Source organism: Burkholderia sp. KJ006 (genome assembly GCF_000262695.1).
Taxonomy (GTDB): Bacteria; Pseudomonadota; Gammaproteobacteria; order Burkholderiales; family Burkholderiaceae; genus Burkholderia; species Burkholderia vietnamiensis.
Genome location: NC_017921.1, coordinates 966,924 through 981,601, shown reverse-complemented (window position 1 = coordinate 981,601; position 14,678 = coordinate 966,924). Strand labels below are relative to the sequence as shown.

General features: G+C 66.8%; 14 protein-coding genes. 9 read left to right on the top strand and 5 right to left on the bottom strand.

Going from position 1 to position 14,678, the window contains the following annotated elements; genetic code table 11:
* Positions 1–92: 92 nt before the first annotated feature.
* Positions 93–788, top strand: coding sequence for a histidine utilization repressor (gene hutC / locus MYA_RS18410; RefSeq protein WP_011881456.1), 696 nt, complete (start codon positions 93–95; stop codon positions 786–788).
* 210 nt (positions 789–998) lie between these two features.
* On the top strand, positions 999–1,352 hold the full coding sequence (locus tag MYA_RS18405; protein ID WP_011881455.1) for a hypothetical protein: 354 nt from the start codon (positions 999–1,001) through the stop codon (positions 1,350–1,352).
* Positions 1,353–1,398: 46 nt separating this feature from the next.
* On the opposite strand, the gene MYA_RS18400 is transcribed toward MYA_RS18405, so the two are convergent.
* The 4 genes from MYA_RS18400 to MYA_RS18385 all read right to left on the bottom strand — a co-directional run bounded on the left by MYA_RS18400 (position 1,399) and on the right by MYA_RS18385 (position 5,544).
* Positions 1,399–2,202 (bottom strand): alpha/beta fold hydrolase, encoded by an 804-nt coding sequence (locus MYA_RS18400; RefSeq protein WP_014724543.1) that lies wholly within the window; start codon positions 2,200–2,202, stop codon positions 1,399–1,401.
* 81 nt (positions 2,203–2,283) lie between these two features.
* Positions 2,284–3,201, bottom strand: coding sequence for a LysR family transcriptional regulator (locus MYA_RS18395; protein ID WP_011881453.1), 918 nt, complete (start codon positions 3,199–3,201; stop codon positions 2,284–2,286).
* 231 nt (positions 3,202–3,432) lie between these two features.
* Positions 3,433–3,678 carry a DUF3717 domain-containing protein gene (locus MYA_RS18390; protein WP_011881452.1) on the bottom strand — a complete coding sequence of 82 codons (246 nt, stop codon included), beginning with the start codon at positions 3,676–3,678 and terminating at the stop codon, positions 3,433–3,435.
* Positions 3,679–4,008: 330 nt separating this feature from the next.
* On the bottom strand, positions 4,009–5,544 hold the full coding sequence (locus MYA_RS18385; protein ID WP_041494079.1) for an amino acid permease: 1,536 nt from the start codon (positions 5,542–5,544) through the stop codon (positions 4,009–4,011).
* A 518-nt stretch (positions 5,545–6,062) separates the two neighbouring features.
* Between MYA_RS18385 and MYA_RS18380 the strand changes: the two genes are divergently transcribed.
* The 3 genes from MYA_RS18380 to argG all read left to right on the top strand — a co-directional run bounded on the left by MYA_RS18380 (position 6,063) and on the right by argG (position 10,471).
* Entirely contained in the window at positions 6,063–7,595 is a 1,533-nt protein-coding gene (locus MYA_RS18380) for a GGDEF domain-containing protein (protein WP_011881450.1), read from the top strand.
* A gap of 138 nt (positions 7,596–7,733) precedes the next feature.
* The gene (locus MYA_RS18375; protein ID WP_011881449.1) at positions 7,734–8,804 is read left to right on the top strand and encodes an FUSC family protein; all 1,071 of its coding nucleotides are present in this window, start codon (positions 7,734–7,736) and stop codon (positions 8,802–8,804) included.
* 329 nt (positions 8,805–9,133) lie between these two features.
* Complete coding sequence (gene argG / locus MYA_RS18370; RefSeq protein WP_014724539.1) at positions 9,134–10,471, top strand: argininosuccinate synthase; 1,338 nt, start codon at positions 9,134–9,136, stop codon at positions 10,469–10,471.
* A 269-nt stretch (positions 10,472–10,740) separates the two neighbouring features.
* On the opposite strand, the gene MYA_RS18365 is transcribed toward argG, so the two are convergent.
* Entirely contained in the window at positions 10,741–11,748 is a 1,008-nt protein-coding gene (locus MYA_RS18365) for an iron-containing redox enzyme family protein (RefSeq protein ID WP_014724538.1), read from the bottom strand.
* Positions 11,749–12,094: 346 nt separating this feature from the next.
* On the opposite strand from MYA_RS18365, the gene MYA_RS28955 reads away from it, so the two are divergent.
* The 4 genes from MYA_RS28955 to MYA_RS18345 all read left to right on the top strand — a co-directional run bounded on the left by MYA_RS28955 (position 12,095) and on the right by MYA_RS18345 (position 14,673).
* Positions 12,095–12,301 carry a hypothetical protein gene (locus tag MYA_RS28955; RefSeq protein ID WP_224019383.1) on the top strand — a complete coding sequence of 69 codons (207 nt, stop codon included), beginning with the start codon at positions 12,095–12,097 and terminating at the stop codon, positions 12,299–12,301.
* A 144-nt stretch (positions 12,302–12,445) separates the two neighbouring features.
* Complete coding sequence (locus MYA_RS18355) at positions 12,446–12,625, top strand: hypothetical protein (RefSeq protein WP_034194930.1); 180 nt, start codon at positions 12,446–12,448, stop codon at positions 12,623–12,625.
* 76 nt (positions 12,626–12,701) lie between these two features.
* Complete coding sequence (locus MYA_RS18350) at positions 12,702–13,667, top strand: iron-containing redox enzyme family protein (RefSeq protein WP_014724535.1); 966 nt, start codon at positions 12,702–12,704, stop codon at positions 13,665–13,667.
* 10 nt (positions 13,668–13,677) lie between these two features.
* Positions 13,678–14,673 carry an iron-containing redox enzyme family protein gene (locus MYA_RS18345; RefSeq protein WP_014724534.1) on the top strand — a complete coding sequence of 332 codons (996 nt, stop codon included), beginning with the start codon at positions 13,678–13,680 and terminating at the stop codon, positions 14,671–14,673.
* The last annotated feature ends 5 nt before the right edge of the window (positions 14,674–14,678 follow it).

Sequence of the window (14,678 nt, the reverse complement as noted above, 5' to 3'; positions counted from 1 at the left end):
CGGCGCGGCATCGAACCCGGTACACTCCGCCCGGGCACCGGATGAACCCGGTACGAACCGCGGGCGGCCGCCGTCTCTCGAACAGCAATGCCATGACCACACCGATCTATCAGGAAATCAAGGACTTCATCCTCGCGCGCATTCATTCGGGCGAGTGGGCGGAAGGCGACCAGGTGCCGTCGGAGAACGAGCTTGCGCGCGAATTCAACGTCGCGCGCATGACGGTCAACCGCGCGCTGCGCGAGCTGACGGCCGAGCAGGTGCTCACGCGCACGCGCGGCTCCGGCACCTATGTCGCATCGCCGAAATACGAGTCGACGCTGGTCGCGATCCGCAGCATCTCGGACGAAGTCGCCGCGCGCGGCCATGCGTACCACGCGCAGGTGCTCGAAGTCGGCGCCGCCGTCGCCGATGCAGCGCTCGCCGATGAATTGCAGCTCGACACCGGCAGCCCGATTTTCCATTCGCGCGTGCTGCACTTCGAGAACGACACGCCCGTGCAACTGGAAGAACGCTGGGTCAATCCGGCCTGCGCGCCCGAATACGCGTTGCAGGACTTCACGGCGACGACGCCGAACCAGTACCTGACGCGCGTCGCGCCGCTGCAGCGGGTCGAATACCGGATCGAGGCCGCGCTGCCCGATGCGCAGACACGCCGCCATCTGACGATGGACGAACGCGAACCGTGCCTGCTGCTGCATCGGCGCACGTGGTCGCAGGGGATGGTCGCGTCGGTCGCGAATCTGTGGCATCCCGGCAGCCGCTATCGGTTCACCGGGCATTTCTGAGCACGCACGCGACCTCGCCGCGCGCTGCCCCGTTTGCGCACTGCACAACAGGTTTGTTACGACGAACGCCGTCAGCGCATGCCAAATTTCCCGTGCAGCAGTATGCTGACGTCGTACGGCCGCGCACGCAGCATCGGGACATCCGTTTGGCCCGCACCTCGCCGCGCCGCCGTCGCGACCGCAATCATGCATTGCAAGGAGGGCTTCGTGATGGCTACCACGCATCAGCACTTCCACCTCGAGCTGCGGCACGCCACAGCGCCGACTTACTTCATCAGCTATCTGTTTCCCGCGTTGCTGTTCGCCTACGAGCTGTTGCGCGTCGGCCAGTGGATCCGCGATCACGGGATGCAATTCGGCGCGTTCAAGCAGATGGGTTACGAGTATCTGCTGATGCTGTTGTTCGTCGGGCTGCAGATCGTCGTCGAGGCGATCTTCCTGCTCGGCGCCGCGATGCGCCGCGACCATCGCGATTTCGAGCATCGGGTGCCGAACGTGGTGCTCGGGATCGGCTGCTCGATCGCGCTGCTCGCGATCGATCTCGCGATCCAGCTGGCGTTCTGAGCGTCGGCGGGCGCGGCTCGCCGCGTGCGTCGCAGCGGGCGCGCGCTTACGCGTGCGCGTCGTGCAGCAGCGTCGCGACGGCCGCGAGCACGTCGGCGGGACGCTCGCGGTGCGGGATGTGCCCGCATCGGTCGAGCAACAGCCACGACGACGGCCCCGCCACACGCGCGGCGATCCGCTTCGGATGCGCATCCGAGCCGTACTCGTCCTGCGCGCCGTGAATCGCAAGCGTCGCGCAGCGCACGTGCGGCAGTTCGTCGTCGAGCGTCCAGTCGCGGAACGCGGGCGACAGCCACGTGTCGACCCAGGCACGCAGCACCCACTCGGCCTTGTCGCCGTGATACCGGGCGAGGCGGTCGAGCTGCCCCGGTGCGTCGAATTGCCGGGCGGCGTCGCGAATGCCGTCCAGCGTGCGACCTTCCACGAATGCCTGCGCGGCGACCGTGATCAGCGCCCGGCAGCGTCGCGCATGCGCGGCCGCGCACGCAACCGCCATCCCGCCGCCCACGCTGTGCCCGAGCGCGACGAACGGGTCGACGCCGAACCCTTCCAGTACCGCGGCGAAGTCGTGCTCGGCCTCATCGCGCACGAACGTCGCGGCGAGTTGTCCTGGGTGACGGTCCGAACGGCCGAAGCCGAGCCGGTCGTATGCAATCACGTCGCGCGCAGCGGCACGCGCGAGCTGCGCGGGGAAGTCGCGCCAAAGCTCGACACAGCCGAGCGAATCGTGCAGCAGCACGATCGGTGCGGCGCACGCCTGCCCGGCTGGCTGCGCGCCGCGCCAGCGCTTAGCAAAGAGACGCCCGTACGGCGTCTCGATCCAGCTTTCGTCGATCACGATGTCGGTCATGAGTGCACGTGTGGGTGGTCAGTCGTCTGCATGATGGCGGCCGCACGCGCGGCGTCGAGCAAGCCGCCGGCGGCGGCGCGCTCATTCGGGCTGCGGATGCAGATACTCGATCTGCGACTCGTCGTAGAGCCGGTAGATCAGCGCCTGTATCGCGCGGATGTCCTCCGATTCGTCGAGCATCCGCATGCTCATGATGATCGGCGACACGAGGTTCGGATCGTCGAGCGGCTTGTAGCTGATGTCGTCGCGCTTGAGCCCGTACACGCTGTGCGGCACGACGGACACGCCCTCGCCCATCGCGACGAGGCCCAGCGCGATCTGCAGTTCGCGCGTCTCGTAGATGCGCCGCGGCTGCAGCGCGCGGTCGTGAAACGCCGCGAGCACCTGGTCCGCATAGCTCGGTCGCGGCGCCTTCGGGAAGATGATCAGCGTGTCGTTCACGAGGTCGTGCAGCGACAGCACGGGCTTCGCGCCGTCGAGCGCATGACCGACCGGCAGCGCGACGATCATCCGCTCCTCGCGCAGCACGACGCGCCGCACGCTCGGATCTTCGTGGCGAATCCGCCCGAACCCGACGTCGATGCGCCCTTCCTTCAGCGCCTTGATCTGATCCATCGTCGACATTTCGTGCAGGCTCAGCTCGACGGCCGGATACTCGCTGCGAAAACGCCGGATGATTTTCGGCAGCATCCCGTACAGCGTCGAGCCGACGAAGCCGACCGACATGCTGCGCTCGATCTTGCCGACGCGCTTGGTCATCGATTCGAGTTCGGCCGTCTGCGCGAGCAGCTGCACCGCGTGCGAATAGAAGAAGCGCCCGGCGTCGGTCAGCTTCAGCGGCCGCGCATTGCGCTCGAACAGCGACACGCCGAGCGCCTCCTCGAGCTGCTGGATCTGCCGGCTCAGCGGCGGCTGCGCGATATGCAGCCGCTCGGCCGCGCGCGTGAAATTCCGCTCCTCGGCCACCGCGACGAAGTAGCGCAGATGTCTCAACTCCATGTTCGATTCCTCCCGGACGCGCGACGGGCACGCGCGCGGCACCGTGCGCAGATGCCCGCGCTCGTCACGCCGTGAGCGCCCGCTCGCGATGCCGTCACGATACCTCAGCAGGCGCGGGCAGCGGGCGGCGCGTCATCGGGCGCCGCCGCACAAAGCAAAACGGGAAGCCGCGCGGCTTCCCGTTCCATCACCGACACCGCGCCGCGACAGCGCAGCAGCGCGGCGGCCGCGTCATGCCTCGGTCGCGTACAGCGCATCGCGCTGCGCGTCGCTCAGCGAATCGAGCGGCACGTCGGGCAACCGGTAGCAGATCATCGTGCCGTACAGCTCGGCGAGGCAGTTGCTGCCCGCGTCGAGCACGTAGCCGTCTTCGCCGTCCGGTGCCGGCGGATACACTTCGCGCCACGCGTTGATCGCGGCTTCGATTCGCACGATGGAAACAGGTCCGGCCTTCCGCTCGGCGGGTGATGCGCTCATGGATTCCTCTGGGTTGCGCGTTCCGCCGGCCGTGCAGGCCGCGGCGGAACGATGAAAACGGCGGGCCCGGCCGGCCGCCGCCCGACGTGCGCGCCGGATGCCGATCCGCGCGGCGCACATCGCGCCGGCCGGGACGTGAGCCCGGTAGGGTCGGGAAATATAACCGGCTTTGACCCCGCGCAGCGGAAAGCCGACAAAAAAAACGGGAAGCACGTGCGGCTTCCCGTTTTCATCGCGAATCGCGGATCGCGGATCGCACACGGCACGGCCGCACCGGCGTCACGGCGTCACGGTGCCGCGGTGCCGCGGCCGGCGAAGGCGACGGCGAAATCAGCCGGCCGTCTCGCGGTTCTCGACGCGCGGCGCAGCGCCGCCGCGGTTCGCGGCGATCCACGGCGCAATTTCCATGTCCTCGTAGCGCACGAAGCGGCTCCGGTTCATGAGCCGGTAGCCGAGCCAGACGACGACGAACAGCGGGATGCCGACATAGGTGGCGGCCACGCCCGCCCAGTCGATGCGGTTCGCGAGAAACGCCTGATAGTCCTGCCCGAGCGCGATCACCATGCACAGCACGAACGCGAACAGCGGGCCGAACGGGAACCACTTCGACTGGTACGGCAGCTGATCGATGCTGTAGCCCTGCATTACGTAACCCTTGCGGAACCGGTAATGGCTGATCGCGATCCCGAGCCACGCGATGAAGCCCGTCATGCCCGACGTGTTCAGCAGCCACAGGTAGACGGTCTTGTCGCCGTACAGCGACGTGAAGAAGCACAGCGCGCCGACGGCGGTGGTCGCGTACAGCGCGTTGCGCGGCACGCCGCCCGGCGACAGCTTCGCGAACAGCTTCGGCGCGCGGCCTTCGGTCGCGAGGTTGTAGAGCATGCGCGTCGACGCATACATCCCCGAGTTGCCGGCCGACAGCACGGCCGTCAGGATCACCGCGTTCATCACGCCGGCCGCGAACGCGAGGCCCGCATGACGGAACACGAGCGTAAACGGACTCACGCCGATGTCGGTCACGTCGCTCTTCAGCAGGTTCGGGTCGGTGTACGGAATCAGCACGCCGATCACGAAGATCGCCAGCACGTAGAACAGCAGGATGCGCCAGAACACCTGGCGGACCGCACGCGGGATCGTCGTGCGCGGATGCTCCGATTCGCCGGCCGCGACGCCGATCAGCTCGGTGCCCTGGAACGAGAAGCCCGCGATCATCGCGACGCCCATCAGCGCCGGCAAGCCGCCGGCGAACGGCGCATCGCCGATCGTCAGGTTGCCCCAGCCGTTGGCCGGCGCGCCCTTCAGAATGCCGAAGATCATCAGCAGGCCGACGCCGATGAACGCGAGCACCGTGACGACCTTGATCAGCGCGAACCAGTATTCGGCCTCGCCAAAGCCGCGCACCGTCAGCGCGTTGAGCAGGAACATCACCGCGAGGAACGCGGCGCTCCACCACACGCCCGGCACGTCCGGGAACCAGTAGTGCATCACGAGCTGCGCGGCGACGAGTTCGACCGCGATCGTCACCGCCCAGTTGTACCAGTAGTTCCAGCCGAGCGCGAAGCCGAAACCTTCATCGACGTATTTCGCGCCGTAGGTCGCGAACGAGCCCGACACCGGCATGAACGCGGCCATTTCGCCGAGGCTCGTCATCAGGAAGTAGACCATCAGGCCGATCAGCATGTACGCGACCATCGCGCCGCCGGGGCCGGCCTGCGAGATCGACGCGCCGGACGCGACGAACAGGCCCGTGCCGATCGAGCCGCCGATGGCGATCATCGTCAGATGGCGCGCCTTGAGCGCGCGATGAAGCGTGGGAGGGTTCGCGGGCGAACCGGGTGGGTCGGAATTCGGGATTGCAGACATAAACGAGACGAACGTTGAGCGAGCCGGCATCCAGGGCCGGCGCATGCGGAATCGGGACGCGGTGTGCCGCCTGCGATACGGCCCCGATATGCGTTGCACGCCGCGCGGCTGCGGCGAAGCGCGGATTCTACCCGATTCGCCCGCGACGGCCCGGCCGCGGAACGCGCGGCGATTCCGGCGCGGCGGCGCAGCCGGCGCTTTGCACGCGGCGTGGCGGGCAATCCGCGGACGTGGTACGCCCCTATTTCACGATGGCGAAAATACTGGCTGAAAACGACATTTTGCCGCGGACATTCACAATAATCAGACGAAATAACCGATACTGAAAATTGATTTGAATCAACGTCATTCATACGACCAGGGTAATGATGCGTAACCGTTTTCAAATCGACAGTTGAGATGCATGTTTTGCCTCGCGCGGCGAGAATTCCGATTTCGCGAGATAATGCGATCCACTCCGAAATAATCAACGTGCGCAATCGTCGACGACGAAATGCCCGCACCCCCACCCCTCCAGGATGAAGCTACGCCCGCTGCTTGTCGCATTGCGCCGCTATACCCCGTCGGTCGTGTCCCGCATTCTGTCGCCCCGGGGCGTACTGGTCGCAGGTATCGCGCTACTGGTATTCAGCTGGGGATTGTCGGCATCGCTTTTGATCGAGGCACGTCGCGACGCATACGACCACGCGGTCGAAAATGCGCGCAACCTGCTGCTTCTGATCGAGCGCGATATTTCGCGCAATATCGAATTGTATGATCTATCGCTGCAAAACGTCGTGGACGGGCTCGCCGATCCCGAATTGGCAGCATTGCCGGCCACCCAGCGTCATCGGATGCTGTTCGACCGCGCGGCAAACGGCGCGTATCTCGGCGCCATTTTCGTGATGGATACGCGCGGCAATATCGTGATCGATTCGGGCGTCTCGCCGCCGCGGCAAGGCAATTTTTCCGATCGCGATTATTTCACCGTCCATCGCGACGGGCTCGCGCAGGGGCTTTACATCAGCCGCCCGTATGCGTCGCGGCTGCGCAGCGGCGCGCTGACGATCGCACTGAGTCGCCGGATCACGTTGCCCGACGGGTCGTTCGGCGGGATCGTCGTCGGCACGCTCAGCGTCGATTATTTCCGCGCGCTGCTCGACGGTCTCGCGGTCGGCACGCACGGCAGCGCGGCGATCATCGAGGACAACGGCGCGCTCGTGTCGCGCCTGCCGTACGACGCACGCATGGTGGGGCTGAACCTGCGCGACGCGCAGCTGTTCATCGAAGCGCGACGCAACCGCGAAGGCGCGATCGTCGGCGTCGGCGTGATCGACGACGTGCGGCGCATCTATGTGTACAAGCACCTCGCGAACCTGCCGCTGACCGTCGACGTCGCGCCCGCCGAGACCGACATCTATGCGTCGTGGCGGCACCGCACGATCTGGACGGCCGTGCTGATGGGCCTGTTCACCGCGTTCATCGCGGGCGGCTCGCTCGCGCTGTCGCGCGAGCTCAAGCGCCGGCAGATCGCCGAGTCGAAGCTGTACCGGCTCGCGCACACCGATTCGCTGACCGGCGTCGAGAATCGCGGCACCTTCGACACGGTGCTCACGAAGGAAGCCCAGCGCGCGTCGCGCAGCGGGCGCCCGCTGTCGGTGCTGTTCGTCGACGTCGATCACTTCAAGGCCTTCAACGATCATTACGGCCACCTCGCCGGCGACGACGTGCTGCGTCGCGTCGCGCAAACCGCGTCGCGCTGCCTGCGCCGCAACAGCGATCACGTCGCGCGCTACGGCGGCGAGGAATTCGTGGTCACGCTGCCCGACACCGATGCACGCGGTGCGGCGACCGTCGCCGACGCGATCCGGCGCTCGATCGCCGCGCTCGACATCGCGCACGAGCGCAGCCCGTACGGGCACCTGACGGTGAGCATCGGCGTCGCGACCGCCGTCGGCGGCCGCGTGAGCGCAGCGACGCTGCTGCGGCTGGCCGACGAAGCGCTGTACCGCGCGAAGTCGGGCGGCCGCAATCGCGTGTCGGACGCCGCGACGAGTGCGGCCGACGCGTGACGCCGCGGCCGGCCGCCGTGCCGCGCCACGTCCCCGTGGACAGGCCGGCCGCGTTCGGCTAGCGTAACGCCAGCTGCGCGAGCGGCCCGCGCCGGTCCGCGCAGGCCGGTCCGCCTTTCCGGCCCTCCTCGCTTCGTCATGACCGCCCCGCTTCCCGCCCCACTTCCGTCGCTCCTGCGCCAAGCGCTCCGTCCACTGCTCGACCCGTACCGCCGCTACCGGCATGCGAAACTCATCCACGCGGCGCGCGTCGCGCTCGCGGTGCTCGTGTCGATCGCGTTGTCTACGGGGCTGCAAGTGCCGCACGGCGAATGGTCGACGATCACCGTGCTGATCGTCGTCGGCGGGCTGCAGCACCACGGCAACATCCGCAAGAAGGCGGCCGAGCGCGCGCTCGGCACGTCGATCGGCGCGCTCGCCGGGCTCGGCCTGATCGTGCTCCATTCGATGCTGCATGCGCCGGTCGCGATCTACCTGCTGATGGCGCTCGCGTGCGGCGTCTGCGCCTACCACGCGATCGGCAAGGCCGGCTACATCGCGCTGCTGTCGGCGATCACGCTGGTGATCGTCGCGGGGCACGGCGACAACGAGATCGCCGACGGCCTGTGGCGCGCAGTGAACGTCCTGGCCGGCATCGCGATCGCGCTGGCGTTCTCGTTCGCGCTGCCGCTCTATGCGACCTACTCGTGGCGCTACAAGCTCGCCGACGCGCTGCGCGCGTGCGCGGCCGTCCATGCGCGGATCGCCGGCGATCGCCACGTGAGCGACGACGCGCATCTGAAGGAAATGGCCGCGCTCAGCGCGCTGCTGGTGCAGTTGCGTTCGCTGATGCCGTCGGTGTCGAAGGAACGCGATATCCCGGTCGCGCAGCTCGAGGCGATCCAGCGCGGCCTGCGGCTCTGCATCGGCTACCTCGAGATCCTGTCGAGCGCCGTGCCGGCCGGCGACGACCGCGCCGTCCACGAGTACATGCTGCGCGACATGAAGCCGGTGAACCGGCGCATCCGCGACACGCTGATCGGCGCGAGCCGCGCGCTCAAGTTCGGCAGGCCGAGCCGGCTCGTGCCGCGCCGCCGCCCGGTGGACGGCGCTCACGACGCACCGCCGCCGCAGCTGTCGGGCTACGTGTCGATCAGCGCGAAGCTGGCCGGCGAAGTGGACGTGTTGCGCGAGAAACTGCTCGATACCGCCCAGGCGTGGAATATTTGAGCGTCGGCGGGCCGTACTTCGACTTCGGCACGACACCTTTCACATTGCTTTCGATGCGCTGCGCGGGCGAGCGGCCGGCTTCGGTCGTTTTTGCCGGTCGGCCCGCGTAAACGGGGCCAGTCGCGGGCGCGCCTTCCAGTCGGCTCCGACCGTCATGCGCGGCCGCGTCACGGCGGATTCTCCGGGCGGTCGAACGGGCGCGGCGCCTGTCGCGGCGGGGCTGACGATGCATTGGCGCGAAAATCAGGTCTTGCCCCAACTTCCCGGACAGCCGATACTCGCGTATTCCGCGAAATACGATCCACCGGCTTCAATCCACGGTAATTCCTATGAGCACGATTCTCGAAAGCCTCCCGACCGGCCAGAAGGTCGGTATCGCCTTCTCCGGCGGCCTGGACACCAGCGCCGCGCTGCACTGGATGAAACTGAAGGGCGCCGTCCCGTACGCATACACGGCGAACCTCGGCCAGCCCGACGAAGACGATTACGATGCGATCCCGAAGCGCGCGATCGAATACGGCGCAGCCGGCGCCCGTCTGATCGACTGCCGCGCCCAGCTCGTCGCCGAAGGCATCGCGGCGCTGCAAAGCGGCGCGTTCCACATCACGACGGCCGGCGTCACCTACTTCAACACGACGCCGATCGGCCGCGCGGTCACGGGCACGATGCTGGTCGCCGCGATGAAGGAAGACGGCGTCAACATCTGGGGCGACGGCAGCACGTACAAGGGCAACGACATCGAGCGTTTCTACCGCTACGGCCTGCTCGTCAACCCCGATCTGAAGATCTACAAGCCGTGGCTCGACCAGACGTTCATCGACGAGCTCGGCGGCCGCGCCGAAATGTCCGAGTTCATGAACCAGGCGGGCTTCGCGTACAAGATGTCGGCCGAGAAGGCGTATTCGACCGACTCGAACCTGCTCGGCGCGACGCACGAAGCGAAGGATCTGGAAAGCCTCGAGAGCGGCATCAAGATCGTCAACCCGATCATGGGCGTCGCGTTCTGGCGCGACGACGTGAAGATCGCCGCCGAAGAAGTGACGGTGCGCTTCGAAGCCGGCCAGCCGGTTGCGCTGAACGGCGTCGAGTTCAAGGATCAGGTCGAGCTGCTGCTGGAAGCGAACCGCATCGGCGGTCGCCACGGGCTCGGCATGAGCGACCAGATCGAGAACCGGATCATCGAGGCGAAGAGCCGCGGCATCTACGAGGCTCCGGGGCTCGCGCTGCTGTACATCGCGTACGAGCGTCTCGTCACCGGCATCCACAACGAAGACACGATCGAGCAGTACCGCGAGAACGGCCGCCGTCTCGGCCGCCTGCTGTATCAAGGCCGCTGGTTCGACCCGCAGGCGATCATGCTGCGCGAAACCGCGCAACGCTGGGTCGCGCGCGCGATCACCGGCGAAGTGAAGATCGAACTGCGCCGCGGCAACGACTACTCGATCCTGAGCACGAAGTCGCCGAACCTCACGTATCAGCCGGAACGCCTGTCGATGGAGAAGGTTGCGTCGACGTTCTCGCCGCGCGACCGGATCGGCCAGCTGACGATGCGCAACCTCGACATCACCGATACGCGCGACAAACTGCGCGTTTATGCGCAAGTCGGTCTGCTGACGCCGGGTGAATCGTCGGCGCTGCCGCAGATCAAGAGCGACAGCGGCGAGTAAGCCGGTCGTTGTTGTGGGCTGCCGGGCGGCGGGAAGCCGGCCGGCAGCTTGTGGTTTCCTTCTTCCCTTTCTTCCCCTTCATTGGCGTCCGTTGCAGACGCTGTCCCATCGGCCGGCAAAGCGATCGCTTTCCTGCGCACCCCGCTGCAGTCGTTTCGGCTCGGACGCGGCAACTGCGCGGTCGTGCCGATCAGCCCGAACCCGGCCGCTGCGCCGCCGAGATTGAAGACCTCGACACCGTCGCAGGCTCATCGCCTGCACCCCCCGCCTCATAGCGAGAAGAAATCGACCTTGAGCCGCGGCACGTAGTTCGACATGTCGGTGTAGTACTGGATCACCTGGTCATGAAACTGATCGAACGCGTGCTTCACGTCGTGCATGTGGTTGATCGCGACGTGCGCGGCGTCGGCCGACACGTCGGTTGTGTGCGCAAGCGCCTGCTCCAGCAGGCCCGCATGGCCCGCGCCGACGTCGATGCGCATATGGCGCATCAGGCCGTCGAACACGTCCGCATCGAGCACGGCGGCGCGCGCGATCTCGCGCCACGCGCCGCGCGCGCCGGCCTCGTCCTCGGGGCTCGCCTCGATCAGTTTCAGGCAGCACAGGTAACCGAGCGACGACGCGCGGCCGACCTCGCACAGCATGTTCACGAGCGACAGCGTGCCGATCACCGGATGCGCGTCGCGGATCTGCTCGCGCGGAATGCCCAGCTTCTCGACCGACGCAGCGATCAGCCTGTGATGCGCGTACTCGTCGGCCAGGTAGCCGCACAGCAGCTCGGCCGTCGCCTGGTCGCGGCAATGCGCGATCGCAGCGCCGACGTGACGCGGCGCGAGCCGGACGAAGTGGTAGGTCTCGAGCAGCAGCCCGGCGATCAGGTCGCGGCTTGCCTCGCCCCGCTCGAGCATGCCGAACAACCGGTGATAGCCGATCTGCGCGCGCCACATCCGCGTGCTGCGCTCGACCCGCTCGAGAAAATCCGCCACGGCGATCGTGGCGGCCGGCTGTTCGCGGCGCAGCAGGCCCAGTTCGTCCAGTTGCCCGACGATCGTCCGCACGCTGCCGATCGACACGTCCGAACGCTGCGCGATGTCATCGAGCGTATGTCGCCCGTCCAGGTAGCGCTTCATGCGCAGGAACGCGTCGCGGCTGCCCTGCACCTGCTCGAGCTCGAAACGCTCGTCGCCTACGATCATCGCCAGCCGCTCGCCGGCCAGCGCCACGAGCGTGCAATGCCGCAGCCTCGGCCGCACGCAGATTTCCGTCATCTCGCCCATGTCTTCGTCTCCGGTTGTTCGACCATCGTCCGATGCATTTTTCGAAACGATCGACGCATGCGCTGATTAAGAGAAAATAATCGCACGGGCGATTAAATCAATCTTGTATTGCGCAAACGTTGTACTAGATTATCTCCATGATTCCGCCAATTCAAGAAATCAGCGGACGTTTAAAATAAAGTTAGTTTTTACAAGAATATAAATAGGGGCCCCTTCCTTGGAATCATCCCAACCCATTTGAAGATCGGAGATGCCGCCGCTCCGGTGCCGCCTGGCCGCGGCACGGCTGCGTGCCGCGCTAATGGCGGCGGGGCGCTTGCGCCCGTTCTCATCGTCGGAGGTTGCTATGAGTGAACCGCTTACTGTCATCGTGCCACGAGGCACCAAGGTCGCCGTCAAGGAAGTCGACGCTTTGCAGACGGTCGACCCGCGCGCCGGCGCCGATCGTCACGCGCTGATCGTCGGCGGGGCCGATCTCAAGATTGCGATTGCAAAACATGCGGACGGTCAGCCGCTTTCGGCACGGGCCGCGTTCATGACCATGTGCGGATGAATATCAGTTAAGGAATCGTCCGCACGACGGATGAAAAGGAATATATCCGATATTCACATTGCATTCCGGATTTCACTGTAAATCATCCAGCCCGATTATTCGAATCAGGCCGGAGCTCCTTTAATTTTCAAAACGGTGATCGATATGGCAAATACCCATCAGCCCACGGTTCATGAAGTGAAGAACGCCGAACCGGCCAAGAACGTGTTCGACGGCCACAAGGTGGATCTCTACATCAATACGGGCACGCTCGGCGGCAAGCACTACCTTGTCACCGTCAACAAGCCCGATGGCACGCCGACGCTGATCGCGATCCACCTGTAATCGCCGCGGCACCGATTCAGCCAGTTGCGGGGCGAGCCGCGCGCCCGCCCCGTGCGCCCACTTCGGGAGTCTCATCATGGAACAGATCGAATCGCCCGCATCCCGTCCGCGGCTGGTGACGCCGGTGACGCTGGGGCACGTCGACGCGCTGCCCGACGGCCCGCACGCCGCCGCCGCGCTGGCCCGCACGCTCGACCAGTTCGACGGCCGCCGCGATCTCGACGAGATCGCGCGCGACGAGCCCGCGTTGCCGCGCGCGCTGCTCGACGAGCTGGTCGGCACGCTGGACGAGGCCGGCCTGATCGACGACGACGCGCCGGTCGCGAGTCGCGCGGGCGCGGAAGTGATCCTCGAGATCGAGGATCTCGTCGAGCAGTACTGCGAGGAGACGCTCTACCGCAACCCGTTCTGGCGCGCATGCCTCGACACGCGCTCGCCGGGCGACCTGCCCGAGCGGCTCGCGATCGGCATGGTGATCGAGAACTGGCACTTCCTGTTCCGCGAAAGCTATTTCGATGCGCCCGTGCTGTCCTACGTGCCGAGCACGCCGGTGCGACTGACGCTCAACCGCTTCTTCTCCGAAGAGTACGGACACGACGAGATCCTGCTGCGCGCGCTGAACTTCGCGGGGCTGAGCCGCGCCGACATGCTCGACGCGATCCCGCTGCCCGAGACGATGGGGCTGTGCAATGCGCTCGCGTACTGGTCGCACAGCGATCCGCTGTTCTTCTTCACGACGCTCGGCTTGCTCGAAGGCCAGGGCATGCAGCACGACAGCTTCATCCAGGCGTGCGAGCGCGCGCAACTGCCCGACGGGCTCGTCGGCCCGCTCAAGACGCACGCAACCATCAACCTCAACGCGGCGCACGGCAGCCTGACACGCGCGATCTTTCACGACGTGCCGGTGCTCGATGCCGCCACCGTCGCACGCATGAAGGCCCAGTTGCGGCTGTTCGTCGAGCTCTACGACGACTTCTACACGGCCGTCTGGCACTACTACACATCCGACGCGCCGCTGCTGCGGCGCGTGTCCGACCTGTGAGGCAACCACCATGGACAGCTCGCTCGCAGCTCCCGCGATGCCGAAATTCCGCGGCATCGTGACCTCGCAGCTCACGGATAGCGGCGCCGTGCTGAGCGCCGGCGGCCGGCAATGCGCGTTCCGCTTCGCGCCCGACGAGGCGACCGACGTCGCGCGCCTGATCGGCGATTTGCACGCGGGCGGCATGACGCCCGAGGAACTGGCCGCGCGCTCGCCCCGCATCGCCGACAAGATCCCGCCGCTGCTCGCCGATTTCAACGTGCTGCGCCTGCTGATCGAATCCGATCCGCGCCGCGCCGCGGTGGCGACCAGCGGCGCGCAGCTCTACCGCGACATCCGCCGCATCGCGGAGCGCACCGCCGCGCGCAGCGCACGCTCGGCATTCCTGCGCGCGCTGGTCGAACAACGCGCGACGCGCCGCCAGCTGATCGGCTATACGCTCGAGTATTACTGGATCGTGCGCGCGGCGCCGGGGCTGATCGGGCCCGCGCTCGGCTGGGCCGCCAGTCCCGCGGAGCGCACGCTGCTGCAGGACTTCCTGAAATCGGAGCTCGGCCACGACCGGTTTCTCGAGGCGTCGCTGAAGGCCGTGGGGCTCGCCGAGGCGCAGATCGAGCAGCACCAGCCGCTGCCCGCGACGTTCTCGCTCGCGGCCGCGCTCGGCGTGCACGCGCGCCAGCATCCGCTGTCGTTCAAGGCGAGCCTGTTTCTGTTCGAGCGCGCGCAGCCTGCATTCATCGACGCGTTCGACGCGCGCTGCGTCGCGCTCGGCATGCCCGAGGCGTTCTACCGGCCGCTGCGCGCACACGCGGACCTGAACGACACGTACCGGCACGAGGACATCTCGCGGCAGTTGATGGCGCTCGACACCGCGATCGATCCCGAAGCCTGCACGGTCACGAAACGCAACGTCTCGCTGATGGTCGAGACGCTGGTGCGCCAGGAACACGCCATCCTCGCCTACTACGCCGACGACAGCGCGCCGCTGCCGCGCATCTTCCACTGAGGGTC

What these genes read in the sequence shown, in the direction of transcription:
- hutC (WP_011881456.1), top strand. Translation starts at nt 93, where the DNA reads ATGACCACACCGATCTATCAGGAAATCAAGGACTTCATCCTCGCGCGC.
- MYA_RS18405 (WP_011881455.1), top strand. Translation starts at nt 999, where the DNA reads ATGGCTACCACGCATCAGCACTTCCACCTCGAGCTGCGGCACGCCACA.
- MYA_RS18400 (WP_014724543.1), bottom strand. Translation starts at nt 2,202, where the DNA reads ATGACCGACATCGTGATCGACGAAAGCTGGATCGAGACGCCGTACGGG.
- MYA_RS18395 (WP_011881453.1), bottom strand. Translation starts at nt 3,201, where the DNA reads ATGGAGTTGAGACATCTGCGCTACTTCGTCGCGGTGGCCGAGGAGCGG.
- MYA_RS18390 (WP_011881452.1), bottom strand. Translation starts at nt 3,678, where the DNA reads ATGAGCGCATCACCCGCCGAGCGGAAGGCCGGACCTGTTTCCATCGTG.
- MYA_RS18385 (WP_041494079.1), bottom strand. Translation starts at nt 5,544, where the DNA reads ATGTCTGCAATCCCGAATTCCGACCCACCCGGTTCGCCCGCGAACCCT.
- MYA_RS18380 (WP_011881450.1), top strand. Translation starts at nt 6,063, where the DNA reads ATGAAGCTACGCCCGCTGCTTGTCGCATTGCGCCGCTATACCCCGTCG.
- MYA_RS18375 (WP_011881449.1), top strand. Translation starts at nt 7,734, where the DNA reads ATGACCGCCCCGCTTCCCGCCCCACTTCCGTCGCTCCTGCGCCAAGCG.
- argG (WP_014724539.1), top strand. Translation starts at nt 9,134, where the DNA reads ATGAGCACGATTCTCGAAAGCCTCCCGACCGGCCAGAAGGTCGGTATC.
- MYA_RS18365 (WP_014724538.1), bottom strand. Translation starts at nt 11,748, where the DNA reads ATGGGCGAGATGACGGAAATCTGCGTGCGGCCGAGGCTGCGGCATTGC.
- MYA_RS28955 (WP_224019383.1), top strand. Translation starts at nt 12,095, where the DNA reads ATGAGTGAACCGCTTACTGTCATCGTGCCACGAGGCACCAAGGTCGCC.
- MYA_RS18355 (WP_034194930.1), top strand. Translation starts at nt 12,446, where the DNA reads ATGGCAAATACCCATCAGCCCACGGTTCATGAAGTGAAGAACGCCGAA.
- MYA_RS18350 (WP_014724535.1), top strand. Translation starts at nt 12,702, where the DNA reads ATGGAACAGATCGAATCGCCCGCATCCCGTCCGCGGCTGGTGACGCCG.
- MYA_RS18345 (WP_014724534.1), top strand. Translation starts at nt 13,678, where the DNA reads ATGGACAGCTCGCTCGCAGCTCCCGCGATGCCGAAATTCCGCGGCATC.